The 25,845-nt window shown below is 59.7% G+C and carries 21 protein-coding genes and 2 tRNA genes; 13 read left to right on the forward strand and 10 right to left on the reverse strand.

All coding sequences use genetic code 11. The annotated features are described in order from the left end of the window. Positions 1 to 230: 230 nt before the first annotated feature. The 6 genes from ABL914_RS05405 to accC all read left to right on the forward strand — a co-directional run bounded on the left by ABL914_RS05405 (position 231) and on the right by accC (position 5,514). Positions 231 to 2,195 (forward strand): PEP/pyruvate-binding domain-containing protein, encoded by a 1,965-nt coding sequence (locus ABL914_RS05405; RefSeq protein WP_391562142.1) that lies wholly within the window; start codon positions 231 to 233, stop codon positions 2,193 to 2,195. Between the two features lie 68 nt (positions 2,196 to 2,263). Then, positions 2,264 to 2,677 carry a holin family protein gene (locus tag ABL914_RS05410; protein ID WP_391562143.1) on the forward strand — a complete coding sequence of 138 codons (414 nt, stop codon included), beginning with the start codon at positions 2,264 to 2,266 and terminating at the stop codon, positions 2,675 to 2,677. Between the two features lie 101 nt (positions 2,678 to 2,778). Continuing rightward, complete coding sequence (locus tag ABL914_RS05415; protein WP_391562144.1) at positions 2,779 to 3,102, forward strand: hypothetical protein; 324 nt, start codon at positions 2,779 to 2,781, stop codon at positions 3,100 to 3,102. 70 nt (positions 3,103 to 3,172) lie between these two features. Next, entirely contained in the window at positions 3,173 to 3,610 is a 438-nt protein-coding gene (locus tag ABL914_RS05420) for a type II 3-dehydroquinate dehydratase (RefSeq protein ID WP_391562145.1), read from the forward strand. Positions 3,611 to 3,671: 61 nt separating this feature from the next. After that, positions 3,672 to 4,160 carry an acetyl-CoA carboxylase biotin carboxyl carrier protein gene (gene accB, locus ABL914_RS05425; RefSeq protein ID WP_391562146.1) on the forward strand — a complete coding sequence of 163 codons (489 nt, stop codon included), beginning with the start codon at positions 3,672 to 3,674 and terminating at the stop codon, positions 4,158 to 4,160. A gap of 4 nt (positions 4,161 to 4,164) precedes the next feature. Beyond that, positions 4,165 to 5,514, forward strand: a complete 1,350-nt coding sequence (gene accC, locus ABL914_RS05430) for an acetyl-CoA carboxylase biotin carboxylase subunit (RefSeq protein WP_391562147.1) — start codon at positions 4,165 to 4,167, stop codon at positions 5,512 to 5,514. An 88-nt stretch (positions 5,515 to 5,602) separates the two neighbouring features. Here accC and ABL914_RS05435 read toward each other — a convergent pair whose 3' ends face one another. Then, positions 5,603 to 6,067 (reverse strand): Lrp/AsnC family transcriptional regulator, encoded by a 465-nt coding sequence (locus tag ABL914_RS05435; protein WP_391562148.1) that lies wholly within the window; start codon positions 6,065 to 6,067, stop codon positions 5,603 to 5,605. Positions 6,068 to 6,273: 206 nt separating this feature from the next. Here ABL914_RS05435 and ABL914_RS05440 point away from each other — a divergent pair, with 206 nt between their 5' ends. The 5 genes from ABL914_RS05440 (at position 6,274) to ABL914_RS05460 (ending at position 9,806) form a co-directional block, all read left to right on the forward strand. Continuing rightward, positions 6,274 to 8,076 (forward strand): histidine kinase dimerization/phospho-acceptor domain-containing protein, encoded by a 1,803-nt coding sequence (locus tag ABL914_RS05440; protein WP_391562149.1) that lies wholly within the window; start codon positions 6,274 to 6,276, stop codon positions 8,074 to 8,076. A gap of 24 nt (positions 8,077 to 8,100) precedes the next feature. Continuing rightward, entirely contained in the window at positions 8,101 to 9,105 is a 1,005-nt protein-coding gene (locus tag ABL914_RS05445; RefSeq protein WP_391562150.1) for a polysaccharide deacetylase family protein, read from the forward strand. A 41-nt stretch (positions 9,106 to 9,146) separates the two neighbouring features. Further along, positions 9,147 to 9,223, forward strand: a tRNA-Ile gene (locus tag ABL914_RS05450). A 25-nt stretch (positions 9,224 to 9,248) separates the two neighbouring features. Continuing rightward, positions 9,249 to 9,325, forward strand: a tRNA-Pro gene (locus ABL914_RS05455). Between the two features lie 25 nt (positions 9,326 to 9,350). After that, positions 9,351 to 9,806: a MaoC family dehydratase gene (locus tag ABL914_RS05460; protein WP_391562151.1), complete on the forward strand. Its 456-nt coding sequence runs from the start codon at positions 9,351 to 9,353 to the stop codon at positions 9,804 to 9,806. A 2-nt stretch (positions 9,807 to 9,808) separates the two neighbouring features. On the opposite strand, the gene ABL914_RS05465 is transcribed toward ABL914_RS05460, so the two are convergent. From ABL914_RS05465 to ABL914_RS05505, 9 genes are all read right to left on the reverse strand, one after another. Continuing rightward, the gene (locus tag ABL914_RS05465) at positions 9,809 to 10,879 is read right to left on the reverse strand and encodes an HlyD family secretion protein (protein WP_391562152.1); all 1,071 of its coding nucleotides are present in this window, start codon (positions 10,877 to 10,879) and stop codon (positions 9,809 to 9,811) included. After that, entirely contained in the window at positions 10,872 to 11,318 is a 447-nt protein-coding gene (locus ABL914_RS05470; protein WP_391562153.1) for a MarR family winged helix-turn-helix transcriptional regulator, read from the reverse strand. The genes ABL914_RS05465 and ABL914_RS05470 overlap by 8 nt, the downstream gene beginning before the upstream one ends. A gap of 100 nt (positions 11,319 to 11,418) precedes the next feature. Then, on the reverse strand, positions 11,419 to 12,675 hold the full coding sequence (locus ABL914_RS05475) for an MFS transporter (RefSeq protein WP_391562154.1): 1,257 nt from the start codon (positions 12,673 to 12,675) through the stop codon (positions 11,419 to 11,421). A gap of 4 nt (positions 12,676 to 12,679) precedes the next feature. Then, entirely contained in the window at positions 12,680 to 14,125 is a 1,446-nt protein-coding gene (locus ABL914_RS05480; RefSeq protein WP_391562155.1) for a glycoside hydrolase family 30 beta sandwich domain-containing protein, read from the reverse strand. Then, positions 14,125 to 15,630: a tryptophan halogenase family protein gene (locus ABL914_RS05485; protein WP_391562156.1), complete on the reverse strand. Its 1,506-nt coding sequence runs from the start codon at positions 15,628 to 15,630 to the stop codon at positions 14,125 to 14,127. Before ABL914_RS05485 ends, ABL914_RS05480 begins: the two co-directional genes overlap by 1 nt. Positions 15,631 to 15,641: 11 nt before the next feature. Next, complete coding sequence (locus tag ABL914_RS05490; protein ID WP_391562157.1) at positions 15,642 to 17,621, reverse strand: glycoside hydrolase family 3 protein; 1,980 nt, start codon at positions 17,619 to 17,621, stop codon at positions 15,642 to 15,644. A gap of 125 nt (positions 17,622 to 17,746) precedes the next feature. After that, entirely contained in the window at positions 17,747 to 20,581 is a 2,835-nt protein-coding gene (locus ABL914_RS05495) for a TonB-dependent receptor (protein WP_391562158.1), read from the reverse strand. A gap of 242 nt (positions 20,582 to 20,823) precedes the next feature. Further along, positions 20,824 to 21,858, reverse strand: coding sequence for a LacI family DNA-binding transcriptional regulator (locus ABL914_RS05500; protein ID WP_391562159.1), 1,035 nt, complete (start codon positions 21,856 to 21,858; stop codon positions 20,824 to 20,826). Between the two features lie 121 nt (positions 21,859 to 21,979). Continuing rightward, positions 21,980 to 22,888: an endonuclease/exonuclease/phosphatase family protein gene (locus ABL914_RS05505; RefSeq protein ID WP_391562160.1), complete on the reverse strand. Its 909-nt coding sequence runs from the start codon at positions 22,886 to 22,888 to the stop codon at positions 21,980 to 21,982. A gap of 128 nt (positions 22,889 to 23,016) precedes the next feature. On the opposite strand from ABL914_RS05505, the gene cysD reads away from it, so the two are divergent. After that, complete coding sequence (cysD, locus tag ABL914_RS05510; RefSeq protein WP_391562161.1) at positions 23,017 to 23,937, forward strand: sulfate adenylyltransferase subunit CysD; 921 nt, start codon at positions 23,017 to 23,019, stop codon at positions 23,935 to 23,937. Next, positions 23,937 to 25,844, forward strand: coding sequence for a sulfate adenylyltransferase subunit CysN (gene cysN, locus ABL914_RS05515; RefSeq protein WP_391562162.1), 1,908 nt, complete (start codon positions 23,937 to 23,939; stop codon positions 25,842 to 25,844). Before cysD ends, cysN begins: the two co-directional genes overlap by 1 nt. Position 25,845: the final 1 nt, after the last annotated feature.

A 25,845-nucleotide genomic window follows, 5' to 3' on the forward strand; every position in this document is an offset into this window, starting at 1 on the left:
TTCACAGGGTTTTCAGCAACTAAGCTTAGGCCAAGAAAGTGCCAGTTTTTCAAGCTGGGGGTGTGGGGGTCGGAGGTTCGAATCCTCTCGTCCCGACCAGTTTTCGGAATCAGAAGATGTCCGGGGGGACAACTTCCCGAAAACTCCCAAGCGCAAGCGACGGGGCACTCTTTCGAAACCGCGATCTCGGTTCTGGCCGGATTTTTACCCCAAACATTTTCGTCGCGACGATGGATCCGATTTGTTCAACCAGCGTTGCTTTGCGTTGGGGCAAGGTTTACTCCAAGACCTTGGCCAAAGGGGTGCAGACCATGCGCAAACTGTTGATCGCATTCCTGCTTTTGCTGACTGCACCGTTGCTGGCGGCGCCCGCACAAATGGCCAACATTGCCAGCGAAGCGCAATTCGCCGAATTGGCGCGGACCAGCCCGGGCGGACGCTATGCCAGTTTTCCCCAGGTGATGTTCGTGATCGATCGTGCGGCCAAAGGCGGGCCACAGCTGCACTTCGTCAATTCCCGGCAATACGAGTTTCATATCGATTTTGTGCAGCGCAGCTATCTTTCCACCCAAACGGCCGAGGCGCTGCTGGATGCCAACTATTCCCAGCCCAACCGCCGCTTCGTATTCGGATCAATCCTGCACTATCAGGCGCTTGGCCGCTACGGCGTGGAATTCTGGGAAGGCGATGTCCTGACACCTGAAGTGCTGGCCTTGACGATGGACATGCTGCAGCGCAATTTCCCTGCCCCATTGGCCTTCAAACCCAATTCGCAGCAGCAATCGCAACTGGCCGCGGAAACGCAGGGGCTGGCTGTGATCGATCAGAACGCAGTCTATGCCAGCCGCAGCGAAATGGTGCTGAACGCGGGCCGTGCCACCGGGCGGCTCAGGATTGTGCCCCGGCTGGATGATGATCTGCTGCTTGCACCTGGCGATATCGTGGTGCTGGGCGAGGCACCGCTGCGATTAAGCCCGGTGGCAGGGATTATCACAGCCGCGTTTTCTACTCCGCTGGCCCATGTCAATCTGCTCGCCAAAAGCTGGAAGATCCCCAACGGCTATGTCCGCGACGCCTTGACCAAATTCGCTGCGTTTGATGGGCAATGGGTTCGGATGGAGGCCGGCGAAACGATCACCATCCGCCGGGCTACGGCCAAGGAAATAGCCGCTGCCCAGCGATCGCAAGGCAGGCGCAAGGTGCAGATAGCCCGTTCAGACCTGACCTACAGGCTCTTGCCTGCGCTGGGCCAGATCCGTGCCCGCGATTCTGTGCGGGTCGGCTCAAAGGCGGCCAATCTGGGCGAGATCGTGGCCCACCATAACCCCGCCACGGACGATTTCGAAGTTCCCGGCGGCTATGCCATCCCCTTTGCCTGGTATCAGGAATTTCTGCAGATCAATGGGCTGGACCGCAAGATCGCCGTGCTGCTTGCTGATCCGAAAATGCGCAGCGACGGCGCTTATCGCCGCCAACGGTTGGCCGCGCTGCGCGAAGACTTCAAAGCTGGCAAGCTCCCAATGGGGCTGGATACGAAATTGGCAGAGCGCACCGGTACGGAAATCGGCGATGGTGGCGTGTTCGTGCGCAGTTCAACCAACAGCGAAGACTTGCCGGGCTTCAACGGCGCAGGGCTCTATAGCAGCGTGCCCAACGTCACCGATCAGGCCAGCCTTGAAGCGGCCGTCAAGGTGGTGTGGGGATCGGTCTGGAACGATGGCGCCTTTGCCGCGCGCGAGGCCGCCGGGATCGATCACCGCAGCGTGATGGCCGGGGTCCTGGTTCAGCGCGGCATGAATTCGGAAAGCTCGGGCGTGATGATTACTGAGAACCCGTTTGATCCGGACGAATGGGGCACCGTGTTCATCAACGCCAAGCGCGGCCTGGGCATCCGGGTGGTTGAAGGCCGGCGGATGGCCGAACAATTGCTCTATCGGCCCGATCCAGAATCTATCCAGGTCCTGACCCGATCAACCGACGATGCGATGCTAAGTTTCGATGCCGGCGGCGGGGTGCGCGAAATTGCGGTAGAGCCCGGCCGGTTGGTGCTGACCGACGAACGCGCAAAGCGGCTTGCCAAAGTTGCCCGGCGGATTGCCATCATCTTTGGCGGGCGGGTGCAGGATATCGAATGGCTGATGATCGGTGAGACTATCTATATCGTCCAATCGCGGCCCTATCTGCGCGGCAACTGACCGGAATTTTCCTACACGAACCAATTTGGTTATGTGGATTGCTCCCTGAACCCAAGGAGCACTATCCCATGGCACTACTCGACGCCCTGATCGGGCCCGTCGTTTCGATCATCGACAAAGTCATCCCCAACCCTGCCCAGCGCGACAAGGCCAAGCTGGAACTGCTGCAATTGCAGGGCAGCCAGGATCTCGCCGAAATTCAATCGCGACTTTCGGCCATAGTCGCCGAGGCCAATTCACACGATCCATGGACCAGCCGGGCCCGTCCCAGCTTTCTCTATGTGATGTACATCCTGCTGCTGTGGGCATTGCCGATGGGTGTGCTGGCAATGTTCAGCCCCGATCGCGCCCAGGCGATTGCGGCGGGCATGAACGCCTATCTTTCGGGTCTGCCAGAGCCGCTCTATGCGCTGTTTGGCACCGGCTATCTGGGCTACACTGCGGCACGCCAATGGGGCAAGATCGCCGGCAGCGACAAGTAATCCCCGTCAAAGGTCAGACTTGGTTAGCTTCAGGTAATTTTTCTGCGCTAAGATTGCCCGATACCGGCGCCACTGGCATGCCGGAGATTGGGAGATCGATCGTGCAGGCAAGTCCTTTGAAGCAGACCAGGTCTGGCCGGCTGGCGGCAATTGTGATGGTGCTTGCCGTCACGGCGCTTGGCGCCTGCGCTGATCCCAATGCCGCGCTCAACGAAAAGGTTGCCGCCGCCGAAGCCGCGGCCAAGCGCGCCGAAGATGCCGCGATCAAAGCCGAAAAGGCGCTGGCGGATGCGGCAAATCCCAAGGAAGCCCCGGCGACCATGGATGGCGGCCCGCAGCTTGCCCCCGAAATGCAGCAAACCCCGCCCGATCCGATGGTGCAATCAGCCCAGGTCGAGGCTGAGGAGCAATCCCCGCAGCAATAGCGCTTGTGCATCGTGCGGGCCGGATTAAGGCTGGCTTTCGGTTTTCCCAGCCCAAAGCGAGCCGCCGAACGTGTCTTCCCGCAAAATCCTCGTCCTCAATGGCCCCAACCTCAACCTGCTCGGCACGCGTGAGCCGGAGATTTACGGCTATGCCACGCTGGATGACATCGCCCAGCGGCTGGCGGCGCGCGGCGCGGAACTGGGGTTTGCGGTAGATTGCCGCCAGACCAACCATGAAGGCGTGCTGGTCGATTGGCTCCACGAAGCGCGCACCCAGCAGGTTCACGCGGTGCTGTTGAATGCTGGCGCCTATACCCACACCTCGATCGCGCTGCTTGATGCGATCCGGGCGATCCAACTGCCGGTGATCGAAGTGCACCTGTCTGATCCCGAAACGCGCGAACCGTTTCGCCACCTCTCCTATGTCGGCATGGCCGCTGTGGACTGTATCAAGGGGCTGGGCCCGGATAGCTACATCGTCGCGCTTGAGCGCGCCGCCGCGCTTTAGGCTTGCCTCTGTTGGCCAGCCGCCGCATAGGCAAAGGCCCTGTTTCAAATAAGAGGATCGCATGAGCGAGACAAAGGGCGTCAGCCGCACCAGCGGCATGAATATCGACAGCAAGCTGGTGCGCGAACTGGCCGAACTGCTGGCCGAAACCGGGCTTAGCGAAATCGAAGTGGAGGACGGCACCCTCAAGATCAAGGTCGCGCGCCAATTGGTTGCTGCGCCTGCTGCAATGCACGTTGCCGCTGCGGCCCCGGCGGCTGCCTCTGCTGTTCCCCTGCCCGCCGCCGCGCCAGAGCCTGTATCAGCCGCTGCCGATCCAGGTGCGCTCAAATCGCCAATGGTCGGCACGGTCTATCTCTCGCCAGAACCCAGCGCAGCCGCATTCATTACGGTCGGCCAGCAGGTCAAGGCCGGGGATACCCTGGTGATTATCGAAGCGATGAAAGTGATGAACCCGATCACCGCCGACAAGGCCGGTACGATCAAGGCGATCCTGGTCGAAAACGCGCAGCCGGTCGAATATGACCAGCCGCTGGTGGTCATTTCCTGATCCAATGGGCATTTCGCGTATCCTGATCGCCAACCGCGGCGAAATCGCACTGCGTATTCACCGTGCAGCCCACGAAATGGGAATCGAAACGATCGCGGTGCATTCCACCGCCGATGCCGATGCCATGCATGTCCGGCTGGCCGATCACGCGGTTTGCATTGGCCCGCCTGCGGCAAAGGACAGCTATCTGAACGTTGCGGCGATCATTTCAGCAGCAGAAATCGCCCATGCCGATGCGATCCACCCGGGCTATGGCTTCCTTTCGGAAAACGCCCAGTTCGCCGAAATCGTCGAAAGTCACGATATCGCGTGGATCGGGCCCAAGCCCGAACACATCCGCACCATGGGTGACAAGGTTGAGGCCAAGCGCACCGCCGGAAAGCTGGGCCTGCCATTGGTGCCCGGCAGCGATGGCGCAATCGAATGCCCCGAAGAAGCCGCCAAGATTGCGGCCGAAATCGGCTATCCGGTGATCATCAAGGCGGCCAGCGGCGGCGGCGGGCGCGGGATGAAAGTCTGCAATGGCCCGGACGAGCTGGCAACGCTGATACTGCAGGCCGGAACCGAGGCCAAGGCCGCCTTTGGCGATGCCACGGTCTATCTTGAAAAATACCTTGGCAACCCGCGCCACATCGAATTCCAGGTGTTTGGTGACGGGAACGGCGAAGCGATCCATCTGGGTGAGCGCGATTGCAGCCTGCAGCGCCGCCACCAGAAGGTGCTGGAGGAAGCCCCATCACCCATCCTCAGCCCGGATGAACGCAACCGGATGGGCGGCATCGTGGCCAAGGCAATGGCCGATATGCACTATCGCGGCGCCGGCACGATTGAGTTTCTGTGGGAAAATGGTGAGTTCTATTTCATCGAAATGAACACCCGCCTGCAGGTGGAGCACCCCGTTACCGAAGCGATCACCGGGGTCGATCTGGTCCGCGAACAGATCCGCATTGCCGATGGCAAACCGCTATCGGTCAAACAGGAAGACATCGAGTTCACCGGCCACGCGATCGAATGCCGGATCAACGCTGAAGACCCTTGGACGTTCGCCCCATCACCGGGCCTGGTTTCCAGCTATCACGCCGCCGGGGGCATGAACGTGCGGGTCGATAGCGGGCTTTACGCCGGATACAAGATTCCGCCCTACTACGATTCCATGATCGCCAAACTGATCGTCAAAGGCCGCACCCGCGAAGGCTGCATCATGCGCCTGCGCCGCGCGCTGGAAGAAATGGTGATCGGCGGGGTCAAAACCTCAATCCCGCTGCATCAGGCACTGATGAGCGAGCCCGATTTCATCCACGGTGATTATACGATCAAGTGGCTGGAAGAATGGCTGGCGAAAAGAAACGCCTGAGCCAACAGGTCCTCTCCCATTTTGCGAAGCACAACGGGGGAGGTGGCAGCGCGGAGCGCTGACGGAGGGGCCGCTTTTACTTTCCGCTCTACTCCAATGGCACCCCGGGCATCTGCTTCGCCGTCCGGATCGTCAGGCTGGTTTTCACGCTCGCCACATTCGGCGCTGGCGTCAGCTTGCTGGTCAAAAACTCCTGAAAGCTCTGCAAATCCTTGCTGACGATCTTCAGGATGAAATCGATCTCACCGTTCAGCATGTGGCATTCGCGCACTTCGGGCAGATCGCGCATTGCCTCTTCAAACTGGCGCAGCGAATCTTCGGCCTGGCTTTTCAGCGAAACCATCGCGAAAACGGTGATCGCAAAGCCAAGTTTGGAGGCATCGAGATCTGCGTGATAGCCGCGAATCACGCCCAGTTCTTCCAGCGCCCTCACCCGGCGCAGGCACGGCGGCGCAGTAAGGCCAACACGCTGGGCCAGTTCCACATTGGTGACCCGGCCTTCATCTTGCAATTCGGCCAGCAAGCGGCGGTCGATTGAATCGAGATTGGCCATGCTTCCACCCCTTTTGAGCCGTATCGGGCGTTGTCGCCTGCGAGTTTCGGCAATGAACACGCTCAGCAAGAGCCTGCCGTGATAATATTATTGTTTATGACCGCAACTGTCCCGCTTTGCAACGCACCTTTCGCTGCCTGCCCCGGCTGGGGACAAGTCTGGTAAACGGCCTCGCGCGCAAGTCTTGCGCAGGGGTAATAACGGGCATGCTGTTCGATGATCGCTTGGGAACCGTGCTGCGCATGCGCGCGGATTCCGCTGGCACGCGTCGAATCCAGTTGCGCCAGCTGATCGACCTGCTCGGCACCTATCCCAGCACCGCACGCGGCGCCGGGATTGAGGCGGCTTATGCCCGGCTGGGTGAATTGCTGAGCGCAATCCCGACGGCCGAAACCACGATATTGCTAAGCGATCCCGCGCTGCGGCTGCGTTCGCCCCGGTTGGTTGCCGCTGTTGCACAAGGCGATCCGCGCATTGCCGCCGCCGCGCTGCACCGTGCGGAATTGGGTGAAGAGGAATGGCTTGACCTGATCCCCGCGCTGGCTCCTTCGGCCCGGCAGTCCCTGCATCAGCGGCGCGATTTGCCGTCAGCGGTAGGCGGACTGCTGACCCGGTTGGGAGTTCGCGGCCGCGGACTTCCCCCGGCCGGCGAAGCTGTGAAGGCGCAGACCCCTGCACCTGATCCCAAACCAGTGGCCGCGCCGCCAGCTCCTGCGCCAGAGCCTGCGGCAAAGCCTGTTGGGGAACGCCAAGCCATTCCGCAGTCCGCCGCGCCTTCACCGTCAGCGCCCAAGGCGCCTCAGACCCAGCCCGCCGAGGTGCTTGTTGCCGATGAGCCGCCCGGCCGCGGCGATAAAATCGGTGCGATTGTCCGCCGGATCGAGGCCTATCGCCGGGCCAAGCAGGTGATGGACCATTCGGCCGATGATGCCCCCCGCCTTCCGCTGGGCGAAGAGCATGTTCTCGAAGTATCGGGGCCAGTGCGGGCCTGCGATTTCGCCACCGACAGCGCGGGGCGCATTTCGTGGTGCGATGCCGGGGTAGCCCCGATGCTGATCGGCCAGCGGCTGGGCGTAAACGATGCGATCGCCCGCCTGCTTCGCCAGCGCCAACCGCTGCGCGCAGAGCCGGTTGTGCTGGCTGGCGCTCCTGCGATCACCGGATCCTGGCAGATCGATGCGCTGCCGTGGTTTGATCCGCTGGGCGGCCATTTTCTGGGCTATCGTGGGCGTTTGCGGCGCCCGGCAGAAGCCGCATCGGAAATTGGCCCCACTCCCCTGCCCGATAGCGAGGCAGACCGGATCCGGCAGATGCTGCACGAATTGCGAACCCCGGTGAATGCCATCCAGATTGGCGCAGAAATCATCCAGCAACAGCTTTACGGCCCATCCCCGCACGAATACCGCGCGCTGGCTGCCGCAATTGCGGGCGATGCTGCCAAGATCCTGGCGGCATTCGATGAACTGGAACGGCTGGCCAAGCTGGATAGCGGCGCGCTTAATCTGGACCCTGGCGAAGCTGATCTTGCTGGAATCATCAATGCGACCGCCGGCCAGCTTGACGCCCACACCAAGGGCCGGGGCAGCGGGTTCGATCTCAAGTTCGAAGCCGGTCAGACCACCGCCGCAATCGCCCCGATTGAAGCGGAACGGGTTATATGGCGGTTGCTGGCGACTCTGGCAGGAACCAGCGCACCCGGGGAACGCCTGAAACTGCGGCTGCGCGAGAAGGCGGGCACACTCAGGATCGATCTCGCGCTCCCCGCTGCGCTGGCCAAGCTTGAAGACGAAGCGCTGTTCAGGGCAGGCCCTGGCGCGGTTCCGCAAATCATCGCAGCGGGGATGTTCGGCGCCGGATTCGCCCTGCGGCTGGCCCGCGCCGAAGCAGCAGCCGCCGGGGGCGCCCTGCGCCGCAAAGCGGGCCGGTTGCGGCTGACACTGCCGGGCTTGACCCACGCCCAGCCCGGTCATACCGAAGGTGAACAGGCAAGCGGCATCGACGCGGCTTGATTGGCTGCGATCAGGGGACGATTCTTGGCAGTGTTGCGTATCTCGGATCTGCCAGCCCAGCCTGAATTCGTGCGGTTCAAGGCTGGATTCGGCCAGCGCTTCATGCTGACAGTAGACACCGAAGAAGAATTTGACTGGGACGAACCACTCAATCGCGAAGTCCATACTGTCCATTCGGTGGTGCGGCTGGCCAAATTCCAGGAATTCTGTGAAGGTCTGGGCGTTATCCCGGTTTATCTGGTTGATTATCCGATCGTCTCGTCACCATCTGCAATTGCGATTCTGAAGGATGCAGTCGCTTCGAGAAAGGCCGAAGTTGGCGTTCAACTGCACCCCTGGGTCAATCCTCCGCACGATGAAGAAGTCAATCAGTTCAACAGCTTTGCCGGCAACCTTCCGCCCGCGCTTGAACGGGCCAAATTCCAGGCACTGCGCGACAAGATTGAGGAAACGATCGGAGTTGCCCCGCTGATCTACCGCGCCGGGCGTTATGGTGTGGGGCCCAATACCACCGAAATTCTGACTGATTGCGGCATGGCAATCGACACATCGGTTCGCTCGCGTTTTGATTACAGCGCTGGCGGCGGGCCAAATTTCCGCGATTTTCCGCTTCGTCCCTATTGGTTGAACAAGGCACGGGGGCTGATGGAACTGCCGCTTACCTCGGTCTTCTGGGGGCCACTGCGTCAGCTTGGCCCGTGGCTCTATCCGCAGATGTGGCGGGTCCCCAGGCTGCGCGGACTGCTTTCAAAAATCGGCCTGCTCGAACGAATTCCACTTACACCTGAAGGCGTTACGATCACCGAAGCGTTGCGCGGGATAGACATTGCGCTTGATGACGGGCTGCCGGTGCTGGTCTTCTCTTTCCATAGCCCGTCGTTGGCACCGGGCTTTACGCCCTATGTCCGCAATGAGGACGATCTTGATGCGCTATACGATTGGTGGCGGCAGGCTTTCGGCTATCTTGCGCAGCGCGGCGTAAGGCCGATTTGCGTTGGCGAACTGATCGCATCAGTGGAGCTTGCGTAAGTGCGCACACGCGGCTAACCCGCCGCTTGCTTCGCACGCATGGGCCTGTAGCTCAGTTGGTTAGAGCTGGCCGCTCATAACGGCTAGGTCGCGGGTTCGAGTCCTGCCGGGCCCACCAGCGGCGAAGATGAAGATACCCCGGTCGGGGAGTAGCGCAGCCTGGTAGCGCATCTGCTTTGGGAGCAGAGGGTCGCAGGTTCGAATCCTGTCTCCCCGACCAACTTCCCCGATCAAGGAGAGCAGCGATGGCCGGTGTGTGGTTCGACGAGCTTTCCGTTGGTCAACGCTTCGATCACCCGATTCGCCGCACTGTGACTGAAACCGACAATGTGCTGTTCACCACCATGACGCACAATCCAGCGCAGTTGCATTTGGACGAGGCCTATATGGCGGGGACCGAATTTGGCACCAGGATCGTCAATTCATGCTTCACGCTGGGCCTCATGGTTGGAATATCAGTGAATGACACAACGCTGGGCACAGCGGTCGCCAACCTGGGCTGGGACGAAGTGCGTTTTCCCAAACCGGTTTTCGTTGGCGATACGCTTAATATTGTCAGTGAGGTTCTGGAACTGCGCGAATCAAAATCACGGTCTGATGCCGGAATCGTCACTTTCCTGCACCAGGCCCTCAATCAGCATGGTGATCTGGTAGCCACCTGCAAGCGATCTGGATTGCAACGCAAGCGCCCTGCCGCATGATCCTAGCGGCGCGGCGCGGCGGTAAAAACCTTCACTTTCACCGATATCCCGGCAATTAGCGGCCGCGGACTTGGTTCATCGAGTACAATCCGTACCGGCACCCGCTGGGTCACCTTGACCCAGTTTCCAGTGGCGTTCTGGGCTGGCAACACCGAAAACTCACTGCCGGTGCCGGCGCCGATCGCTGCAACATGGGCCTTCAGAACAAGTCCGGGATAGGCATCAAAACGCACCTCAGCCAGTTGGCCAACCTGCATCTCAGCCAGGTCAGTCTCCTTGAAATTCGCCTCGATATAGGTCGATCCATCAGCGACCAAGGTGATCACAGGAAGGCCAGTAATCGCATCCTGTCCAAGTTGCAGCCGATCCGCTTGCGACACCACACCGCTGACCGGCGCGCGCACCTCGGTGCGCCGCAGCGATAGCTGAGCAACACTGTGCTGGGCGCGGGCTGCGGCAAGTTGCGGGTAGACTCCGGGCACCTGGGAACCAGTTGCCAGCTTGGCGGCTGCCTCGTCCCGCTTGGCTTCAGCTGCATGCAAGGCATCTTCGGCCAGGGCAACCTGGTGCTGAGCGGCCTCATAGGCAGCCTTGGTGGCAAACCCGCGCTTCCACAGTGCTTCCTGACGGACCAGATTTGCCCGGGCATAGGCGATCTGTTCGCGGGCCGCTGAAATATCGGCTCCCGAAAGCGCGCTGGAACTGGCCAGCGAAGTCTGGCTAGCCTGGGCTGAGGCAATGGCGGCGTTAGCCTGGGTCAGTTGCAGCTGAAACTGTTCGGGATCGATCCTGAACAACAAGTCTCCGGCTTTAACATGCTGATTTTCCTTTACGAATACTCCAACAATTTTGCCACCCACTTCGGCGCTGACGGATATCTTGTCGAGATGAACATAGGCATTGTCGGTTGAAACCTGACCTTGCAGGCTCCGCCAATAGACCACGCTGCCAACAATCAAAGCCAACGGCACCGACAGCATCAGCAGCAAGCGCCCCCAATGCCGCCTGGGTTTTGGCGGTGGCGCCAATTCTTCGGTGCTGCGCACATCAATTTGGGCATCGTGGTCAGCCATGGGATACCAGGTCCGCATTGGTGCCCGGAATCAGGTTCTGCCGGATGGTATCAAGAACCCGGCACAATTCATCACGCTGGGCCGGGCTGATCCCATGCAGAGCCAGCATCTCCAGCCCATCTGCCAGCGGCCGCAATTGCCCCAACAGATCATCCGCTTTCTCAGTCAAAAACAGTCGCCACGATCGGCGATCAGCGGGATCGGGCTTGCGCTCCACCAGCCCAGCGTCCTGCAGCCGATCAACCATCCGGCATACGCTGATCGGTTCAACATCAAGCAGTTCGGCCAGACCGCCCTGGTTTACGCCTTCATGGCGGCGCAGCATAACCAGAACTTGCCATTGCTGCCGGGTTACCCCGATTGACCGGGCCCGTGCATCAAAGGATCGCCGCGCAAGCCGCGACACATCGCCAAGTTTGCTGAAGAGGTTTTCGTCCATGCTCTACATATAGTACGCATGCCTATAATCGTCAAATGCCATCACTTGCCGTCCTCCTGGATACCAAATTGCATCATTGGCCAGAAATTCGTGGCCGGGTTCAGCGCTTAAGCCGGGAAGCAGTCGCACCAACCCGCAGTGCAAAAATAAGGATCAGGGCGTAGGCCAGCGCCGGAACCGCAAAGACAAACGCCAGACCAGCGGTATCTGCTAAACGGGCCACCAGGAATGGAATTGCCCCGCCGAAGGAAATCGCCAGGACCAGCAGACCCGAAGTGGCGCTTTTCGAAACTTCCGAACGCTCCAGCGTCAAAGTGAAGATCGTCGGAAACATGATTGAATTGAACAGCCCGACAGCCAGTGCCGCATAGCCCGATACGGCGCCAATCCCGCAAAAGGCTATCACGCATAGCAAGGCCGCCATGCTCGCGCAGAAAACCAGCAAGTGATCTGCCCTTGACCTGGTCAGCAGCACCGATCCCACGATCCGCCCCAACAGTGCCCCGCCCCAATAGAGATTGGCCAAATAGAATCCGCCCTGTTCAAACGGCAGACCCAGCACGGCTGGTTGATGAAGGAAGGCAATCATGATCGAGCCGATCGATACTTCAGCGCCAACGTAGAGCCCGATCGAAAGAGCGCCAAAAATCGCCCAGCGCGAACGCAGCGCAGCCAGCACTGGCGCGCGCGACTGCGGCGTGGACTCGGCCGCAGCACGGCCAATCCGAAACCGCTGCAGGAATACAGCGACCAGCAAAAGTCCGAGAAGCAGCGCCAACGAGGCAAAGGCACCGCCTACGGCTTGCAGCACGGTAGCACGATTATCGGGCATGGACTGCACATGCGAGCCTATGGTGCTGCCCCCCAACATGACGAATGACCCATAGTTGACGCCCAGCACAACCCCGAGCGAGTTGAAGGTTTGCGCCAGGTTGAGCCGGAAATGGCTGGTTTGCGGCGGACCCAGCATCGCCGCCAGCGGATTGGCGGCCACCTGCAAGGTGGTAATCCCGACCGCCAGCACAAACAGCGCGCCAAGCACCGCCGGATATGAATCCAGCATCACACCCCAGCGCACCAGCAAGCAGCCGCTGGCCATGGTCGCCAAGGCAATCAGGATGGTGTTGACGGCCCCAAGCCGGTTGCCCATCGCAGCAGCCGGAAAAGAAGCCAGGCCGTTTGCCAGGAAACTTACAAGCTGGATCATCAGCGCTTCGGTATAGTTGAGCTTGAACGCCCCACGCATCGCAATGATCAGGGGATCGTTGTTGGATGAAATGAAGCCCCAGCCGAAGAACAATGCGGCAACTGCGATGAAAGCGCCGCTAATGCCAAGTTCGCGCAGACGCTGGGTCAAAACTCTACCTCCAGACGAAAGTCGTCACCTCACCGGCTGGCATGGATAAGCCAAATCGGCTTGTGCCTGCTTTCACGGAAACGGGCAAATCGCCCTTGGTTGCGTTGTGGGCCAATAGCACCATCTGTCCATCAGGATTGCGAAACGCCGCAAATTTAAGCCCTTCAGGACCGCCGCTGCTGGCTAAGACGCGGGCCCCCGGGCGCACAAAACGGCTGACATGGCCAAGCACGTAATACTCAACATTGCGCGTTACCGCGCGGGTACGAGTATCGATTGAAACCACCGCGCGGCAATTGGCGCAGCCGCCCAGATGTGGCCCCTTGTTCTGATCAAGCGCCAGGTTCCACAAGATTGCACCCTTGCCCCCGGCCCGCACCGTTTTGATTATGAGACTATCGGTCATCCACTCCAGGGTACCGCCCCAGTCTGGTGCCCAATCCCCGCCCGAACATTCGGTGAAGAACAGTTCCTTATCGGGGTAGGCTTGCTTGACCTGCTCCATAACGTCAGGGTTTCCGCCATAGCAGTGCCAGGCCACGCCTTCGATATGTGCACGCGCAGCCGGGTCGGCCAATACCGCAAGCGGTTGCTCGGGTTTGTCCCAGTTATGGTCCCATTCAAGGATCCCAACCTTGCGGCCGCGCGCCGCCAGGGCCGGGCCAAGATGCCCGCCGATCATCGCCGCACGCTCAGCCGGTCCAGCCCGCATGCCCGGGTAATCGGCCGGTTCGAAATCGGGCTCGTTCTGAAGCGACACATAGCGCACCGGCAGCCCGGCCGCCTCCATCGCATCAAGATACCGCACAAAGTACCGCGCATAGGCGCCATAGTGTTCGGGCTTCAGATTGCCCTTGATCAGACTGCCACTGGTTTTCATCCAGGCAGGCGCGCTCCACGGGCTGGCCATCAAGGTTATGTCGGGATTGACGGCCCTGGCTGCCTTTAGCGCCGGGATCTGTGCTTTTTCGGCCCTTGCCATCGAGAAATGCGTAAGCGCCGGATCGGTCTGCCCAGCCGGCATATCGTCGAGCGAATAATGTTCACTCGAAAAATCAGACGCCCCGATCGGAACGCGAACAAAGCTGATCCCAAGCCCGTTTTTGCCAAACAGTTCGGAAAAAAGGCTTTCGCGTTCGGCGCCGGTCAGCACATTCTGGAACAGATGGGCCGAGGCATCCGTCATGGCTGCGCCAAAGCCGACGACATCCTGCCGCTGGTCGGTGGGATCGATCACCACTTCACCGGCCTGCGCAGCGCCAGCCAAGGTCAGCTCGATCGGCGCGGCAGGAGTAAGCTTGCGGCTTTGGTCAATCGAGCTGGACCATATCGAAACAGACGGCCTGGCCGCAATTGGCATCGGTTCGGTGCCTTTTCCGGCATTGCATGAGGCCATCAGGCAAGCGGCCAGAACAACGGCAAAGCCGCGTTGCAAGGCTGGATGAATCATCAGGCTGCCGCTGGGCAAGTTTTGGCAACATACTCTGCATGGCTGGGCATCACATCCACACATTTGCCGATGACCGACCGGATATTGCCAAGAAATTGCGCTATTTGCGCGTCGCTCTTGATATCCACCAAAGGATCATGGCCGCGCGGGATCATGCCTTGGCCCAGAAATACCTGGATCCAGCTTTCTTCGGTGAACAGCTCTTCTTCCTCCGGGAAAATCCTGGCATTGGCCATCCACAAATCGATCTTGCGCTGCAGCGAACCGGGCACTTCCATCGTGCGGCAATAGTCCCAGAAAGGCGTGTCAGAACGCTCTGTAGCTTTATAATGCAGGATAATGAAATCGCGGATCCGTTCGTATTCCAGATCGCTTTGCCGATTGAACTGATCAATGTTTGATTGATCAAAACCTGCATCGGGCAGCAATCTGACCAGCCGGACGATCCCGGAATGGACCAGATGCAAACTGGTCGATTCCAGCGGCTCGAGGAACCCGCCCGCCAGCCCAATTGCCACGCAGTTCTTGTTCCACAGCTTGCTGCGCTTTCCTGCCTTGAAGCGGACTTTGTTGGGCTCTGCCAGAACCTCTCCATCAAGATTGCCACGCAGGATTGCCTCGGCGGTATCGTCATCCATGAACTGGCTGGAATAGACGTGGCCATTGCCGGTGCGGTGTTGCAGCGGAATGCGCCACTGCCAACCAGCACCGCGGGCGATTGATCGGGTGTAGGGAGTGAAATTGTCTTCGTTTCGGCGGCATGGCAAAGCGATTGCACGATCGCACGGCAGCCAGTGGCTCCAGTCTTCGAAGCCGGTTTTCAGGGCACCCTCGATCAGGATTGCGCGAAAGCCCGAGCAATCGATGAACAAATCAGCATCGATTACCCCGCCGTCGGCCATCGTCAGACTCTCGATGAACCCGTCCGCGCTGCGCAAGTTAACGTCCACCACCTTGCCTTCGCGCCGCTTGACCCCGCGATCCTGCGCATATCCCGAAAGGAACTGAGCGAACAACGAGGCATCCATGTGGAAGGCATGAACTATCTGCCCCAGCGGGCTATCGCCCATGTTGGGCTGGGCCCGCATGAATTTATTGGTGGCGACAGAGGCAGTGTTGATCGAAAAATCGATGAACGGATCGGCCCTGCCCTGCGCTTGCAGTTTGAGCCAATAGTGATGCATCCGCAGCCATTCCAGATCCTGGCCAATTACCCCAAATCCGTGGACGTAAGCATCGTCGCCCCGCAGCCAGCCTTCAAACCGGATGCCTAGTTTGAAGCTGGCCTGGGTGCGCTGCATGAATTCATTTTCGTCCAGACCAAGCAAGTCGTTGTACTTCTTGATCGCCGGGATCGTAGCTTCGCCCACACCAATCGTGGCGATTTCCTCGCTTTCGATCAGAGTTATCTCATAGAGTCCCTGGAACAGACGGGCGAGCAAGGCCGCAGTCATCCAACCAGACGAACCGCCGCCAACGATTGCGATCTTGCGCAGGCTTTTCATCAGGCCCTCTCCTATGGACAGGTCAAGATCGCAGGTGCCTCTTGCAATGCGCCGATCCGCCGCGCCTTTGCATAAGACAAGCCATAGCCGCGGGCAAACAACTGTTGCGTGAGCGGATAGCCGTTGCCAGGGCACGTCGTGTTCGGCCAGGCGAAGGACAGGCGTCCGGAAAATGCATAGCCGCGTTGGCCAGCGAAAAGTTCGGCCAAAGCGCCCGCTTCGCTGCCGGGCAGGAACGCCGCCACGAAGGCATCGCTGCGATTGATCAGATCGGTCGCATAGGTCGTGCGGCCCGAATAGAGCACTGTGATTACGGGCAATCCGCGGCCCGCAACCCTATCCAGCAACGCCTTGTCGGCTGGATATTGCACCGACTGGCCGATCGGCGCAGGCCAACGAACATCACCCTTGGTTTCCGCGTGCGGGGTTTCACCCAGCACCGCCAGCACGGCATCGAATTTTCCCCCGTCGATCGCCCCGCCATCGGGCGACCATGTGACATTGGCATCGCCATAAACCCGGCGCAGCCCGGCCAGCAGGGTTTCGCCGGTGGTGAAATCGGCATTGGTGGTATCATCGCCCTGCCAGGTTACAGTCCAACCGCCTGACTGGATCGGAAAGCTATCCGCCGCAGCGCCAACCACCAGAATTTTCTTGCCAGTCTTCAGCGGCAGGGCACCGCGATTGTTCTTGAGCAGAACGGCCGATTTGCGCACGGCTTCCTGCGCCAGGGGACGATCAGTCAGCGCCGTTTGCTGCCCGGTAAACCGCCCTGACAAGACGCCGCGATCGAACATACCAGCGCGGAATTTAACCCGCAGGATCCGGGTAACCGCATCGTCGATCCGCGCCATCGGCACCCGGCCTTCGCGAACATCGGCCACGGTATTGGCAATGAATGCCTTCCAGTCATCGGGAACCATGAACACATCGGTCCCGGCATTGATCGCCTGCGGACAGTGATCCCTGGTGCAGCCCGGAATCTGCTCGATCGCGTTCCAATCCGAAACCACCAGCCCGTCAAATTTGAGGCGCTGCTTGAGCACGCCCGTAATCATCGCCCGGTTGCCGTGCATCTTTCCGAACGGCACAGCATCGCCTGCGGGAACCAGCATCGTCCAGCTATTGTAGCTGATCATCACGGTCTGCACCCCGGCATCGAGTGCGGCATAATAGCCAGCACCATCAACCTTGACGTATTGCGCCAATGGGCTGCGATTTTCACCCTGATCGATGCCGCCAGCAGTGCCGCCATCACCGGCAAAATGCTTGACCGAAGCCAGCACATCACCATCGCCGTTCAACTGCCCTTGAAGCCCGCGGATCAAGGCTGCGCCATTGCGCGCGACCAGCGCCGGATCGCTCGAATAGCTTTCATAGGCCCGGCCCCAGCGCTGGTTCTGCACCACTGCCACGGTGGGGGCGAAGGCCCAGTTGATCCCGGTTGCACGAACCTGCCTGGCTGTCGCCCGGCCGATCCGGTGCATCAGGTTCAGATCGTTTGCCGCTCCCAGCCCGATGTTGTGCGGAAAAGTGGTGGCGCCGCGCACGTTGTTGTTGCCGTGAACCGCATCGATCCCCCAGATCAATGGGATCCGGATATTCATGTCAGTGCTCATGGCGCCAGCCGAATAGGCGGCGGCCAGTTTGGTCCAGTCGGCCAGCGTAGCGGCCTTGTTCATCCCCGGCCAGGCACCGCCGCCGTTCAGTATTGTGCCGATATAGTACTGGCGAACCTGATCGGGCGTGATCGAACGGATTTCCGCCTGGGTCATCTGTCCGATTTTCTGTTCCAGGGTCATCCCGGCCACAATCCGGGCAATCCGGGCTTCGATACCGGCATCAAGCCGCGCCGCCTTGCGCGCCGGCCAAGCCCGGATCACCTGGCGCTCTTGCGCCGTCCAGCCAGCATCCAGCCGGGCATCAGCCATCCCGCTGAAAGACAGGAGCGCAAGCGGAGCGGCCGTAGCCAGAGTAAAACGCAATTTCACTGGCAATTCCCGCATGCAATTGTTTGCAAACTAACCCTCCGCACCGGACCGGCAACCCAACTGGCTGCATAGCGCGACCCGAGCAGCCCATGCTGCCGGTCCGGGCGGGAGGGAACCTGAAGGCTTCAGAACTTGTAGCTGAAGCCAAACAGGAACTGACGGCCAAACTTGTCGATGATTTCCGGCAAGAAAGTCCCGTCAGCAGATTTGGCACCATCGCCATCGGTTCCCTGGCGGGTCCGGTATGGCGAGTCCGTTACGTTGTTGACCTGGAACAGCAGACCCAGACCTTCAAGCGACGAACCAGGCTGGAAGGTATAGCCGATCTGTGCGTCGAGCTGTCCTTCGGCCAGGATTTCAGTAGCGCCGCGCTGTGCGAACAGCTGTGTGACTTCACCCTTGAAGGCCGAACGATGGCGATAGCTGGCGCGGGCCTGAAAACCGCCCTGTTCAAAATAGCCGGTCAGCGACCAGACCGTGCCAGACAAGCCAGCAATACGGGTTGCCTGGACAGTCGTTGGGTTTGTGCTGGCGGTGGGATGCAGGTTCGATCCAGTGATCGAAATGCTGCCCAACACACCAAACCCGTCAAGCGCCGGGACGATTTTGCCAAAGCCCAGTGCACCGCTGACTTCAACCCCTCGGATCCAGCCGCCGTTCCCGTTGGCGGGCTGATTGATCTGCCCAAACGGAAGGACTGTAATCACGCCCGGAGTTGGCGTCGTCCCGATGACAGACCCGAGCGGCAAGCCGTTCGGATTGCCGACTGACACGAACGACCCGGTGGGGATCGGAAGCCCGGTGAAATCGAAGGCTTCGCGCTTCGTGTAGATATAGCTCTGCAGGCTCTTATAGTAACCGGCGACGCTGAGGTAGCTCGTCCGGTCGATAAAGAACGTATACGACGCATCGAACGACCACGCCCGCCACGGTTGCAGCTTGGCGTTGCCGCCATCCCCGCCCCACAGCGCACCCGTCACGCCGCCTACCGGGCACGGATTCGGGTTGGTAATCGACACTGCGCAAGGCGACCGCGGGAAGCTCGGGATAAAGCTTGCGCGCATTTGGTCCATACGCGGCCGGGCCACAACCCTGGCCACGCCAAACCGCAACTGATGGTGATCGCCAAGGTTGTAGGTCAGGTTCAGGCTGGGCAGGAAATCGGTGTAGGATGAACTGACATTCACCGGAGTGACCACGCGCGGAGGCGTGATGTTGTTGATCGCGCTACCGCTCGATTCCTGGCGAACATTGACCACCTGCAAGCCCAGGTTCCCGCTCATGTTACCGGCCTCGAACGAGGCGCGGACCCGGCCTGTCAGAACATCTTCACCGATTCCCCAGGCTTTATCGAAAGTGCCGTTATCGATATACACGGACTTGTCGTAATAGATCGGCAGGGCCTTGGGCAGATCGACGCTCAAGACATTGCCGGTAAAGCCGACAAAACCGAGGTTTACCGGGCTGACCAGATACTGTGAGCCAACCAGAACCTGCGCGCGGCCGTTTTTGAGGAACAGGTCAAATTCATCAACCCGCTTTTCCTTTTCGCGGCGGGTATAATTTACCCCAACATCGAACTGCCGGAAAAACCCGCCGTCCATTTCATATCGCATGCCAAAGTCCAGCGCATAAACCCGTTCGGTTACGTGCGGTTCCTTGGTTGCGCCGTCGTGGCCCCAACCGGCCCGATCACCCAGGGCTACCTGGCTGGCATCGCTATAGTTGAGCGAAGGCGTGTACGTGGGGAATTCCCCCGAAAACATCGGGAGATTATTCCAGGTGACAGTACCGTTGGTTTCCGAACCAGCCGCACCAACGCCAAAGCCCGCATAGGTTTCGGTAATGCTCTCATCGCGCTTGTTTCTGGAATAAGACAGATCAGCAGTGAAAGTCAGCCGATCGGTGATTCCGAATTCGTTGTTCAAACCGACCGAAAACAGCGAGTCATCGCGGGTGTTATAGTCATTGCGCAGCTGCGGTCGGATATGATCAACCGTGCCGCTGGTTGCCAGCGATGTTCCGCCGATGCTGGTCAGGCCAACATTGGTGAATATCTGGTCACCGCTCCAGCGGGGCATTGAATACCACTGCGCACCGCGCGTTGTTTCACGCTGTTCAAACCGCGAATAGTAGAGATCAAGCGTGCTGTGCACCTTGTCATTCGGTTGCCATTCAAGAATTGCGATCGCGGCCTTGCGCTTTTGGGTGCGCGATGCGCCCCACAATTCCATGTAGGAGCCGTATTGAACCGTCGGATCTGCAGCCGCCACAGGCGTAATGCGCACATTGCCTGGGCCTGGATCGGAATAGAAACCGGTCTTGTAGTGCTGATTCTGTGACGGTGCATCAAGGTAGGCAAGACCAACCGCCCAGCCAAACGTGCCAGCTTCATTCTGGCCAACCCAGCTAAGACTGACCCGACCGCCCGAGTTCTTGACATCGCTGTTGAGCTTACCGCCCGAAGTCACTTCGCCGCGAACATTCATCGCAAAAACACGCTTGCCAAAGGCCAACGGACGCACCGTGCGCATATCGACGGTGCCCGAAAGGCCCATGCCCGATACGTTCGCGTCAGGGGTTTTGTAAACGACAACCGAGGACAGCAGTTCCGAAGGATACTGGTCAAATTCAACGCCGCGATTGTCGCCAGAGCTCGCCTGCTGGCGGCCATTCAGCAAGGTGGTCGCGAAATCCGGGCTGAGACCGCGGATCGAGATCGACTGAGCACGGCCACCAACCCGCTGGGCGGCCAAGCCGGGCAGGCGCGCGATCGATTCCGCAATCGACACATCGGGAAGTTTGCCGATTTCTTCGGCCGAAACCACTTCAACGATGCTGGTGTTCTTGCGCTTTTCGCTGATCGAGTTGCCGAGCGAATAGCGGATACCCGAAACCACGATATCGGTTTCGCCGGCGGCATCGTCTGCCGCGTCCTGGGCATGGGCTGCACCAGGCATCAAGACCGCAAGGGCCAATGCCGAAACCGCCGTTGCACCAAATCGATATGCTGCTGGCTTGCGATTCGCTGCCAGAACCGAACGTTCCCTCGACACCATTGATCCCTCCAAAAACACGCGGAATCCCGCATTTGTCTGCGACGGATTAGAGCCCGCCGCCGCTTCTCATTGTTGGAAGCGCTTCCAATATGTGCCCGACATAAGCCCAAAGGTCAAGCCCCGGTTCCTCAAGCAACGTGATATCAGGGAGTGGCTGCGGTAGACTCGCGCACAACCAGTTGATGCTCCAGCACTTCCCGGCCCGGCGCACAGCCCTTGCCGCTGGCCGCACTCGCCGCCAGCAGTTCAACCGCTCGCGCACCCATCCGGCGCAGCGGCTGGTGAATAGTTGTCAGCGGAGGCCAGACGATTTCAGACACCGGCGTATCATCGAACCCGGTAATAGCCAGATCCTCGGGGATCCGCTTTCCGGCCTTGTGTGCTGCCAACAATGCGCCAGCCGCCATATCGTCATTGGCGCAGACCAGCGCTGCTATATCGGGTGCATCGGCCAGCAAGGATTGCGTCAAATCCAGTCCGGAGCGGAAGGTGAAATTGCCGCGCCGCCAGGTCACCGCCGCTTCGCTCAGTCCGGCATCGGCCAGCGCCGCCAGAAAGCCGTCAAAGCGTGTCTCAGCCGAAGTATGCCCTTGCAGACCCTTGACGAACCCAAAACGCTTGTGCCCCAAGCCGATCAGGTGAACTCCAATATCATAGCCCGCCTGAAAATCGTCTATCCCCATGGCAAGGGTCAGTTTTTCGACATCGGCACCGCCAGCAATCGCTACCGTTGCAATCCCCAATCCGCGCAATGTGCGCAGCAGTTGCGGGTCATCACCAAACGGCGGGGTAAGTATCGCGCCGTCGCATTGATCGTCGCTAAGATCGGCAACAATTTGCGCCGCAGCGCCCTGGTCGTTCTGGTTGATCACATGGGTAATCAATTGCACACCCAGGCCGGCCCCAGCACGGGTCGCGCCCAGTTCAAGCGCAGATGAGAAGTAGGAGTTCGGTTCGGTGTCAAAGTCTGAAGCGTGGATCAAGGCGATCCGCATGGTCCGACGCCCGGCCAAATTGCGGGCCTGAACATTGACCCGGTAGCCCAGCTTCTCAACCGCAACCAGCACCTTTTCGCGCACTTCACCGCGAACATTTGGCTGGTTGTTCAGCACCCGCGATACGGTGGTGCGGGCAACGCCGGCAAGCGCTGCGACATCATCGATTGTCGGCTTGCCCACCCTTACCCCACTTCTTTCAAGAGCAATCAATTGCCCGTCATCTCTCATCGCAAGCCCAGACCAACTTGGCAAGAGACGCCAGACCCAACGCGAACTGGGAGCGCTTTCGCTGCACTCCCTCTCAGATGTGCCGACCGGTTACGCAATCTTTGGCAGCGCTGAAAAAGAGATCGGCGATGACGGGAAAATGGTCTGATGCCAAGCGACCGTCGAACGTTTCGCCCAGCGCGTGATACCGCAGCACTTTCAGCCCTGGCCCAACCAGGATGTGGTCGATCGTATCCCCGCTCTTTGGAATAGGATCCCAGCCGTTGAATGTGATTTGCGCTCCTTCGGCCGGTTCGGTTGAATTGGCACGCGCATCATTGAGCGGGGTAAGGCCGCGCGGCGGGGCCAATAGGGCGACCAGCGATTCTTCAGATAGCGGCGCGTTAAAATCGCCAAGCAGAATCACCGCTTCGCCCGCCCCCCGGTGCGCAGCAATCCAGCCGCGCAGTTGCAATGCGCTGTTCAACCGGGCTTGCTTGCCGACGTTATCCCAATGGGTGTTGATCGCCAACACAGCCTTGCCATCGCTTCGGCGGCGAAGATGCGCCCAGGTGGCTACCCGGCGATACGCAGCATCCCAGCCCTTTGATGGCACAACTGGCGTGGGCGAAAGCCAGAACATCCCACTTGATCGAACCCGAAATTGCGCCCTATCGACAAACAGCGGTGAAGCTTCACCAGCGCCGCCCTCATCGCGGCCCTCTCCCAATGCGGAATATTCGGGCAGCGCCGCAGCCATATCGGCGCGCTGGCCTGGCACCACTTCTTGCAGACCAAGCAGCGCCGGACCCAGCAGCCGGACCTGCGAAATGAACATCCCGCGCCGGTGCGCCCAGGCGTTCTGGCCATCGGCTGGCGTATCAAGCCGGATATTGTAGGTCATCGCCCGGAACGGCCGCGGCGTGCTGCAAGTCTCGGCGGAGAGGGCCGGAGCAGCGCTGCCAAGCAGCAAGATCGCGGCAAGGATCAGGCGGTTGGGCAAGGGGAATTCTCCAGATGGCCTTCAGCGGTTGGTACCGTCCTTGCACATCCCCCGGCAAAGACAAGCACCGATGGAAGCAAGAAAGTCTTGTTTGCTTGCGCTGCTCCGCGCAGACAGAGCGCCGCATCATGAATCGTACGCTGACCCATCTCGAACGGCTTGAAGCCGAAAGCATCCACATCATGCGCGAAGTGGTGGCTGAGGCTGATCGGCCAGTCATGCTCTATTCAGTGGGGAAGGACAGCGCAGTGATGCTGCATCTGGCTCGCAAGGCCTTCTTCCCGTCGCCCCCGCCCTTCCCGCTGCTGCACGTCGATACCACCTGGAAGTTCCAGGAGATGTATGCGCTGCGCGATCGGATGGCGGCGGAATCCGGGATGGATCTGCTGGTCTATCAAAACCCCGAAGCGGCGGCGCGCGGGATCAACCCGTTCGATCACGGCCCGTTGCACACCGATATGTGGAAGACTGAAGGACTGAAGCAGGCTCTAGACAAATACGGCTTCGATGTGGCCTTTGGCGGAGCCCGCCGCGACGAGGAAAAAAGCCGCGCCAAAGAACGCATCTTCAGCTTTCGCAGTGCAAGTCACGGCTGGGACCCGAAGGACCAGCGGCCAGAATTGTGGAACCTTTACAACGCGCGCAAAGCGCCAAAGACCCAAAACGGGGGTGAGAGCATCCGCGTGTTTCCGATCTCCAACTGGACTGAGCTGGATATCTGGCAATACATTCACCTCAATTCCATTCCGATCGTCCCGCTCTATTTCAGCGCCAAGCGCCCGACGGTAGAACGTGACGGGATGCTGCTGATGGTGGATGATGATCGCTTTGCGCTGCGCGAAGGCGAAGTTCCAGTCCTCCGCTCGATCCGCTTTCGCACTTTGGGTTGCTACCCTTTGACAGGCGCGGTGGAAAGCGAAGCGGCGACGCTACCTGCGGTAATTCAGGAAATGCTGCTGACCACCACCAGCGAGCGCCAGGGCCGGCTAATCGATAAAGACGGCGGAGATGCCTCGATGGAGAAAAAGAAGCAGGAGGGCTATTTCTGATGAGCGGGCAGCTCTACCAGACCGACGCCCTGATTTCCGCGGATATTGAGGCATATCTTGAAACGCATCAGCACAAAAGCCTGCTGCGCTTCATCACCTGCGGCTCTGTCGACGATGGAAAATCAACCCTGATCGGGCGGCTGCTGTACGATTCCAAGATGATCTTCGAAGACCAGCTGGCGGCGTTGGAAAGCGACAGCAAGCGGCTGGGTACGCAAGGCCAGGAAATCGATTTCGCCTTGCTGGTCGATGGACTTGCAGCAGAGCGTGAGCAGGGCATCACGATCGACGTTGCTTATCGCTTCTTCGCAACCGAAAAGCGCAAATTCATCGTCGCCGATTGTCCCGGGCATGAGCAATACACCCGCAACATGGTGACCGGGGCCAGCACTGCCGATCTGGCGGTGATCCTGATCGATGCGCGCAAAGGTGTGCTGGTCCAGACCCGGCGGCATTCGTATCTGTGCAAGCTGATCGGCGTTCGCAATGTGGTGTTGGCGGTCAACAAGATGGACCTGGTCGATTACAGCCAGGCGGTGTTTGATGGCATCGTTGCCGATTATGCCGCGTTCGCCCGTGAGATCGGTTTGGACAGCTTTGTCGCCATGCCAATCTCGGGCTTCAAGGGTGATAATATCACGGCTCTGAGCACCAACATGCCGTGGTATTCCGGCAAGCCGCTGATCGAACACCTTGAATTGGTAGAGATCGGAAATACCGCCGATCAGGATTGCCCATTGCGTTTGCCGGTGCAGTGGGTCAACCGTCCGAACCTCGATTTTCGGGGCTTTTCAGGTCTGATCGCCAGTGGAACGGTGAAACCGGGTGACGCAGTGCGAGTGCTGCCTTCGGGCAAGACCACGACTGTCAGCCGGGTGGTGACGCTGGACGGCGATCTTGACGAAGCCGCCGCCGGACAATCGGTAACGCTGTGTTTTGCCGATGCAGTCGATTGTTCGCGCGGCACGGTGATTTGTACAGCCGACGCTCCGCCCGAAGTGTCTGACCAGTTCGAAGCGGCCTTGGTCTGGATGGATGACGAAGCGCTGCATGTCGGCCGATCATACTGGCTGAAGCTGGGCACGCAGACAGTTTCGGCAACGGTCCAGCAGCCAAAATATACAATTAACGTCAACACGTTGGAGCACCTTGCGGCCAAGACGCTTGAGTTGAACGCTATCGGTGTGGCTGAACTGTCTTGCGACAAGCCGATCGTGTTCGAACCTTACGCCCAAAGCCGCACCTTGGGTGGGTTCATTCTGATCGACAAGCTGAACAACCGAACGGTGGCTGCCGGGATGCTGCACTTCAGCCTGCGCCGCGCGCAGAATGTGCATTGGCAAGCCACCGATGTCAGCCGCGAGGCGCATGCTGCGCTTAAGAACCAGGCGCCCAAAGTGTTGTGGTTCACCGGGCTTTCGGGATCGGGCAAGAGCACCATTGCCAACGAGGTTGAAAAGCGACTGGCCTTGATGAACCGCCACACTTTCCTGCTTGATGGCGATAATGTGCGGCATGGCCTTAACAAGGATCTGGGCTTCACCGAGGCCGACAGAATCGAGAATATCCGCCGGGTTGGCGAGATTGCCAAACTGATGACCGATGCCGGATTGATCGTTCTGACCGCCTTTATCAGTCCATTTCGGGCCGAGCGTGAAATGGTCCGGGCGATGTTGCCCGAAGGCGAATTCATCGAAGTTTTCGTCGATACGCCGCTCGAAGTGGCCGAAGCCCGCGATGTGAAGGGGCTCTACAAAAAGGCGCGTGCCGGGGAACTGAAAAATTTCACCGGGATAGACAGCCCCTATGAAGCGCCAGATGAACCCGAGATCCGGGTAAACACCGTGGATATGACCTCTTCGCAGGCCGCAGACTACATCATCCAGAAACTGATGCCGCTTAAATGAC

The sequence above is a fragment of the Novosphingobium sp. genome (assembly GCF_040079535.1).
GTDB lineage: Bacteria > Pseudomonadota > Alphaproteobacteria > Sphingomonadales > Sphingomonadaceae > Novosphingobium.

Bases quoted from the DNA above. Each gene is read 5' to 3' on its own strand.
- ABL914_RS05405 (WP_391562142.1), top strand. From the start codon at position 231: ATGGATCCGATTTGTTCAACCAGCGTTGCTTTGCGTTGGGGCAAGGTT.
- ABL914_RS05410 (WP_391562143.1), top strand. From the start codon at position 2,264: ATGGCACTACTCGACGCCCTGATCGGGCCCGTCGTTTCGATCATCGAC.
- accB (WP_391562146.1), top strand. From the start codon at position 3,672: ATGAGCGAGACAAAGGGCGTCAGCCGCACCAGCGGCATGAATATCGAC.
- accC (WP_391562147.1), top strand. From the start codon at position 4,165: ATGGGCATTTCGCGTATCCTGATCGCCAACCGCGGCGAAATCGCACTG.
- ABL914_RS05435 (WP_391562148.1), bottom strand. From the start codon at position 6,067: ATGGCCAATCTCGATTCAATCGACCGCCGCTTGCTGGCCGAATTGCAA.
- ABL914_RS05440 (WP_391562149.1), top strand. From the start codon at position 6,274: ATGCTGTTCGATGATCGCTTGGGAACCGTGCTGCGCATGCGCGCGGAT.
- ABL914_RS05460 (WP_391562151.1), top strand. From the start codon at position 9,351: ATGGCCGGTGTGTGGTTCGACGAGCTTTCCGTTGGTCAACGCTTCGAT.
- ABL914_RS05465 (WP_391562152.1), bottom strand. From the start codon at position 10,879: ATGGCTGACCACGATGCCCAAATTGATGTGCGCAGCACCGAAGAATTG.
- ABL914_RS05470 (WP_391562153.1), bottom strand. From the start codon at position 11,318: ATGGACGAAAACCTCTTCAGCAAACTTGGCGATGTGTCGCGGCTTGCG.
- ABL914_RS05480 (WP_391562155.1), bottom strand. From the start codon at position 14,125: ATGATTCATCCAGCCTTGCAACGCGGCTTTGCCGTTGTTCTGGCCGCT.
- ABL914_RS05485 (WP_391562156.1), bottom strand. From the start codon at position 15,630: ATGAAAAGCCTGCGCAAGATCGCAATCGTTGGCGGCGGTTCGTCTGGT.
- ABL914_RS05495 (WP_391562158.1), bottom strand. From the start codon at position 20,581: ATGCCTGGTGCAGCCCATGCCCAGGACGCGGCAGACGATGCCGCCGGC.
- cysD (WP_391562161.1), top strand. From the start codon at position 23,017: ATGAATCGTACGCTGACCCATCTCGAACGGCTTGAAGCCGAAAGCATC.
- cysN (WP_391562162.1), top strand. From the start codon at position 23,937: ATGAGCGGGCAGCTCTACCAGACCGACGCCCTGATTTCCGCGGATATT.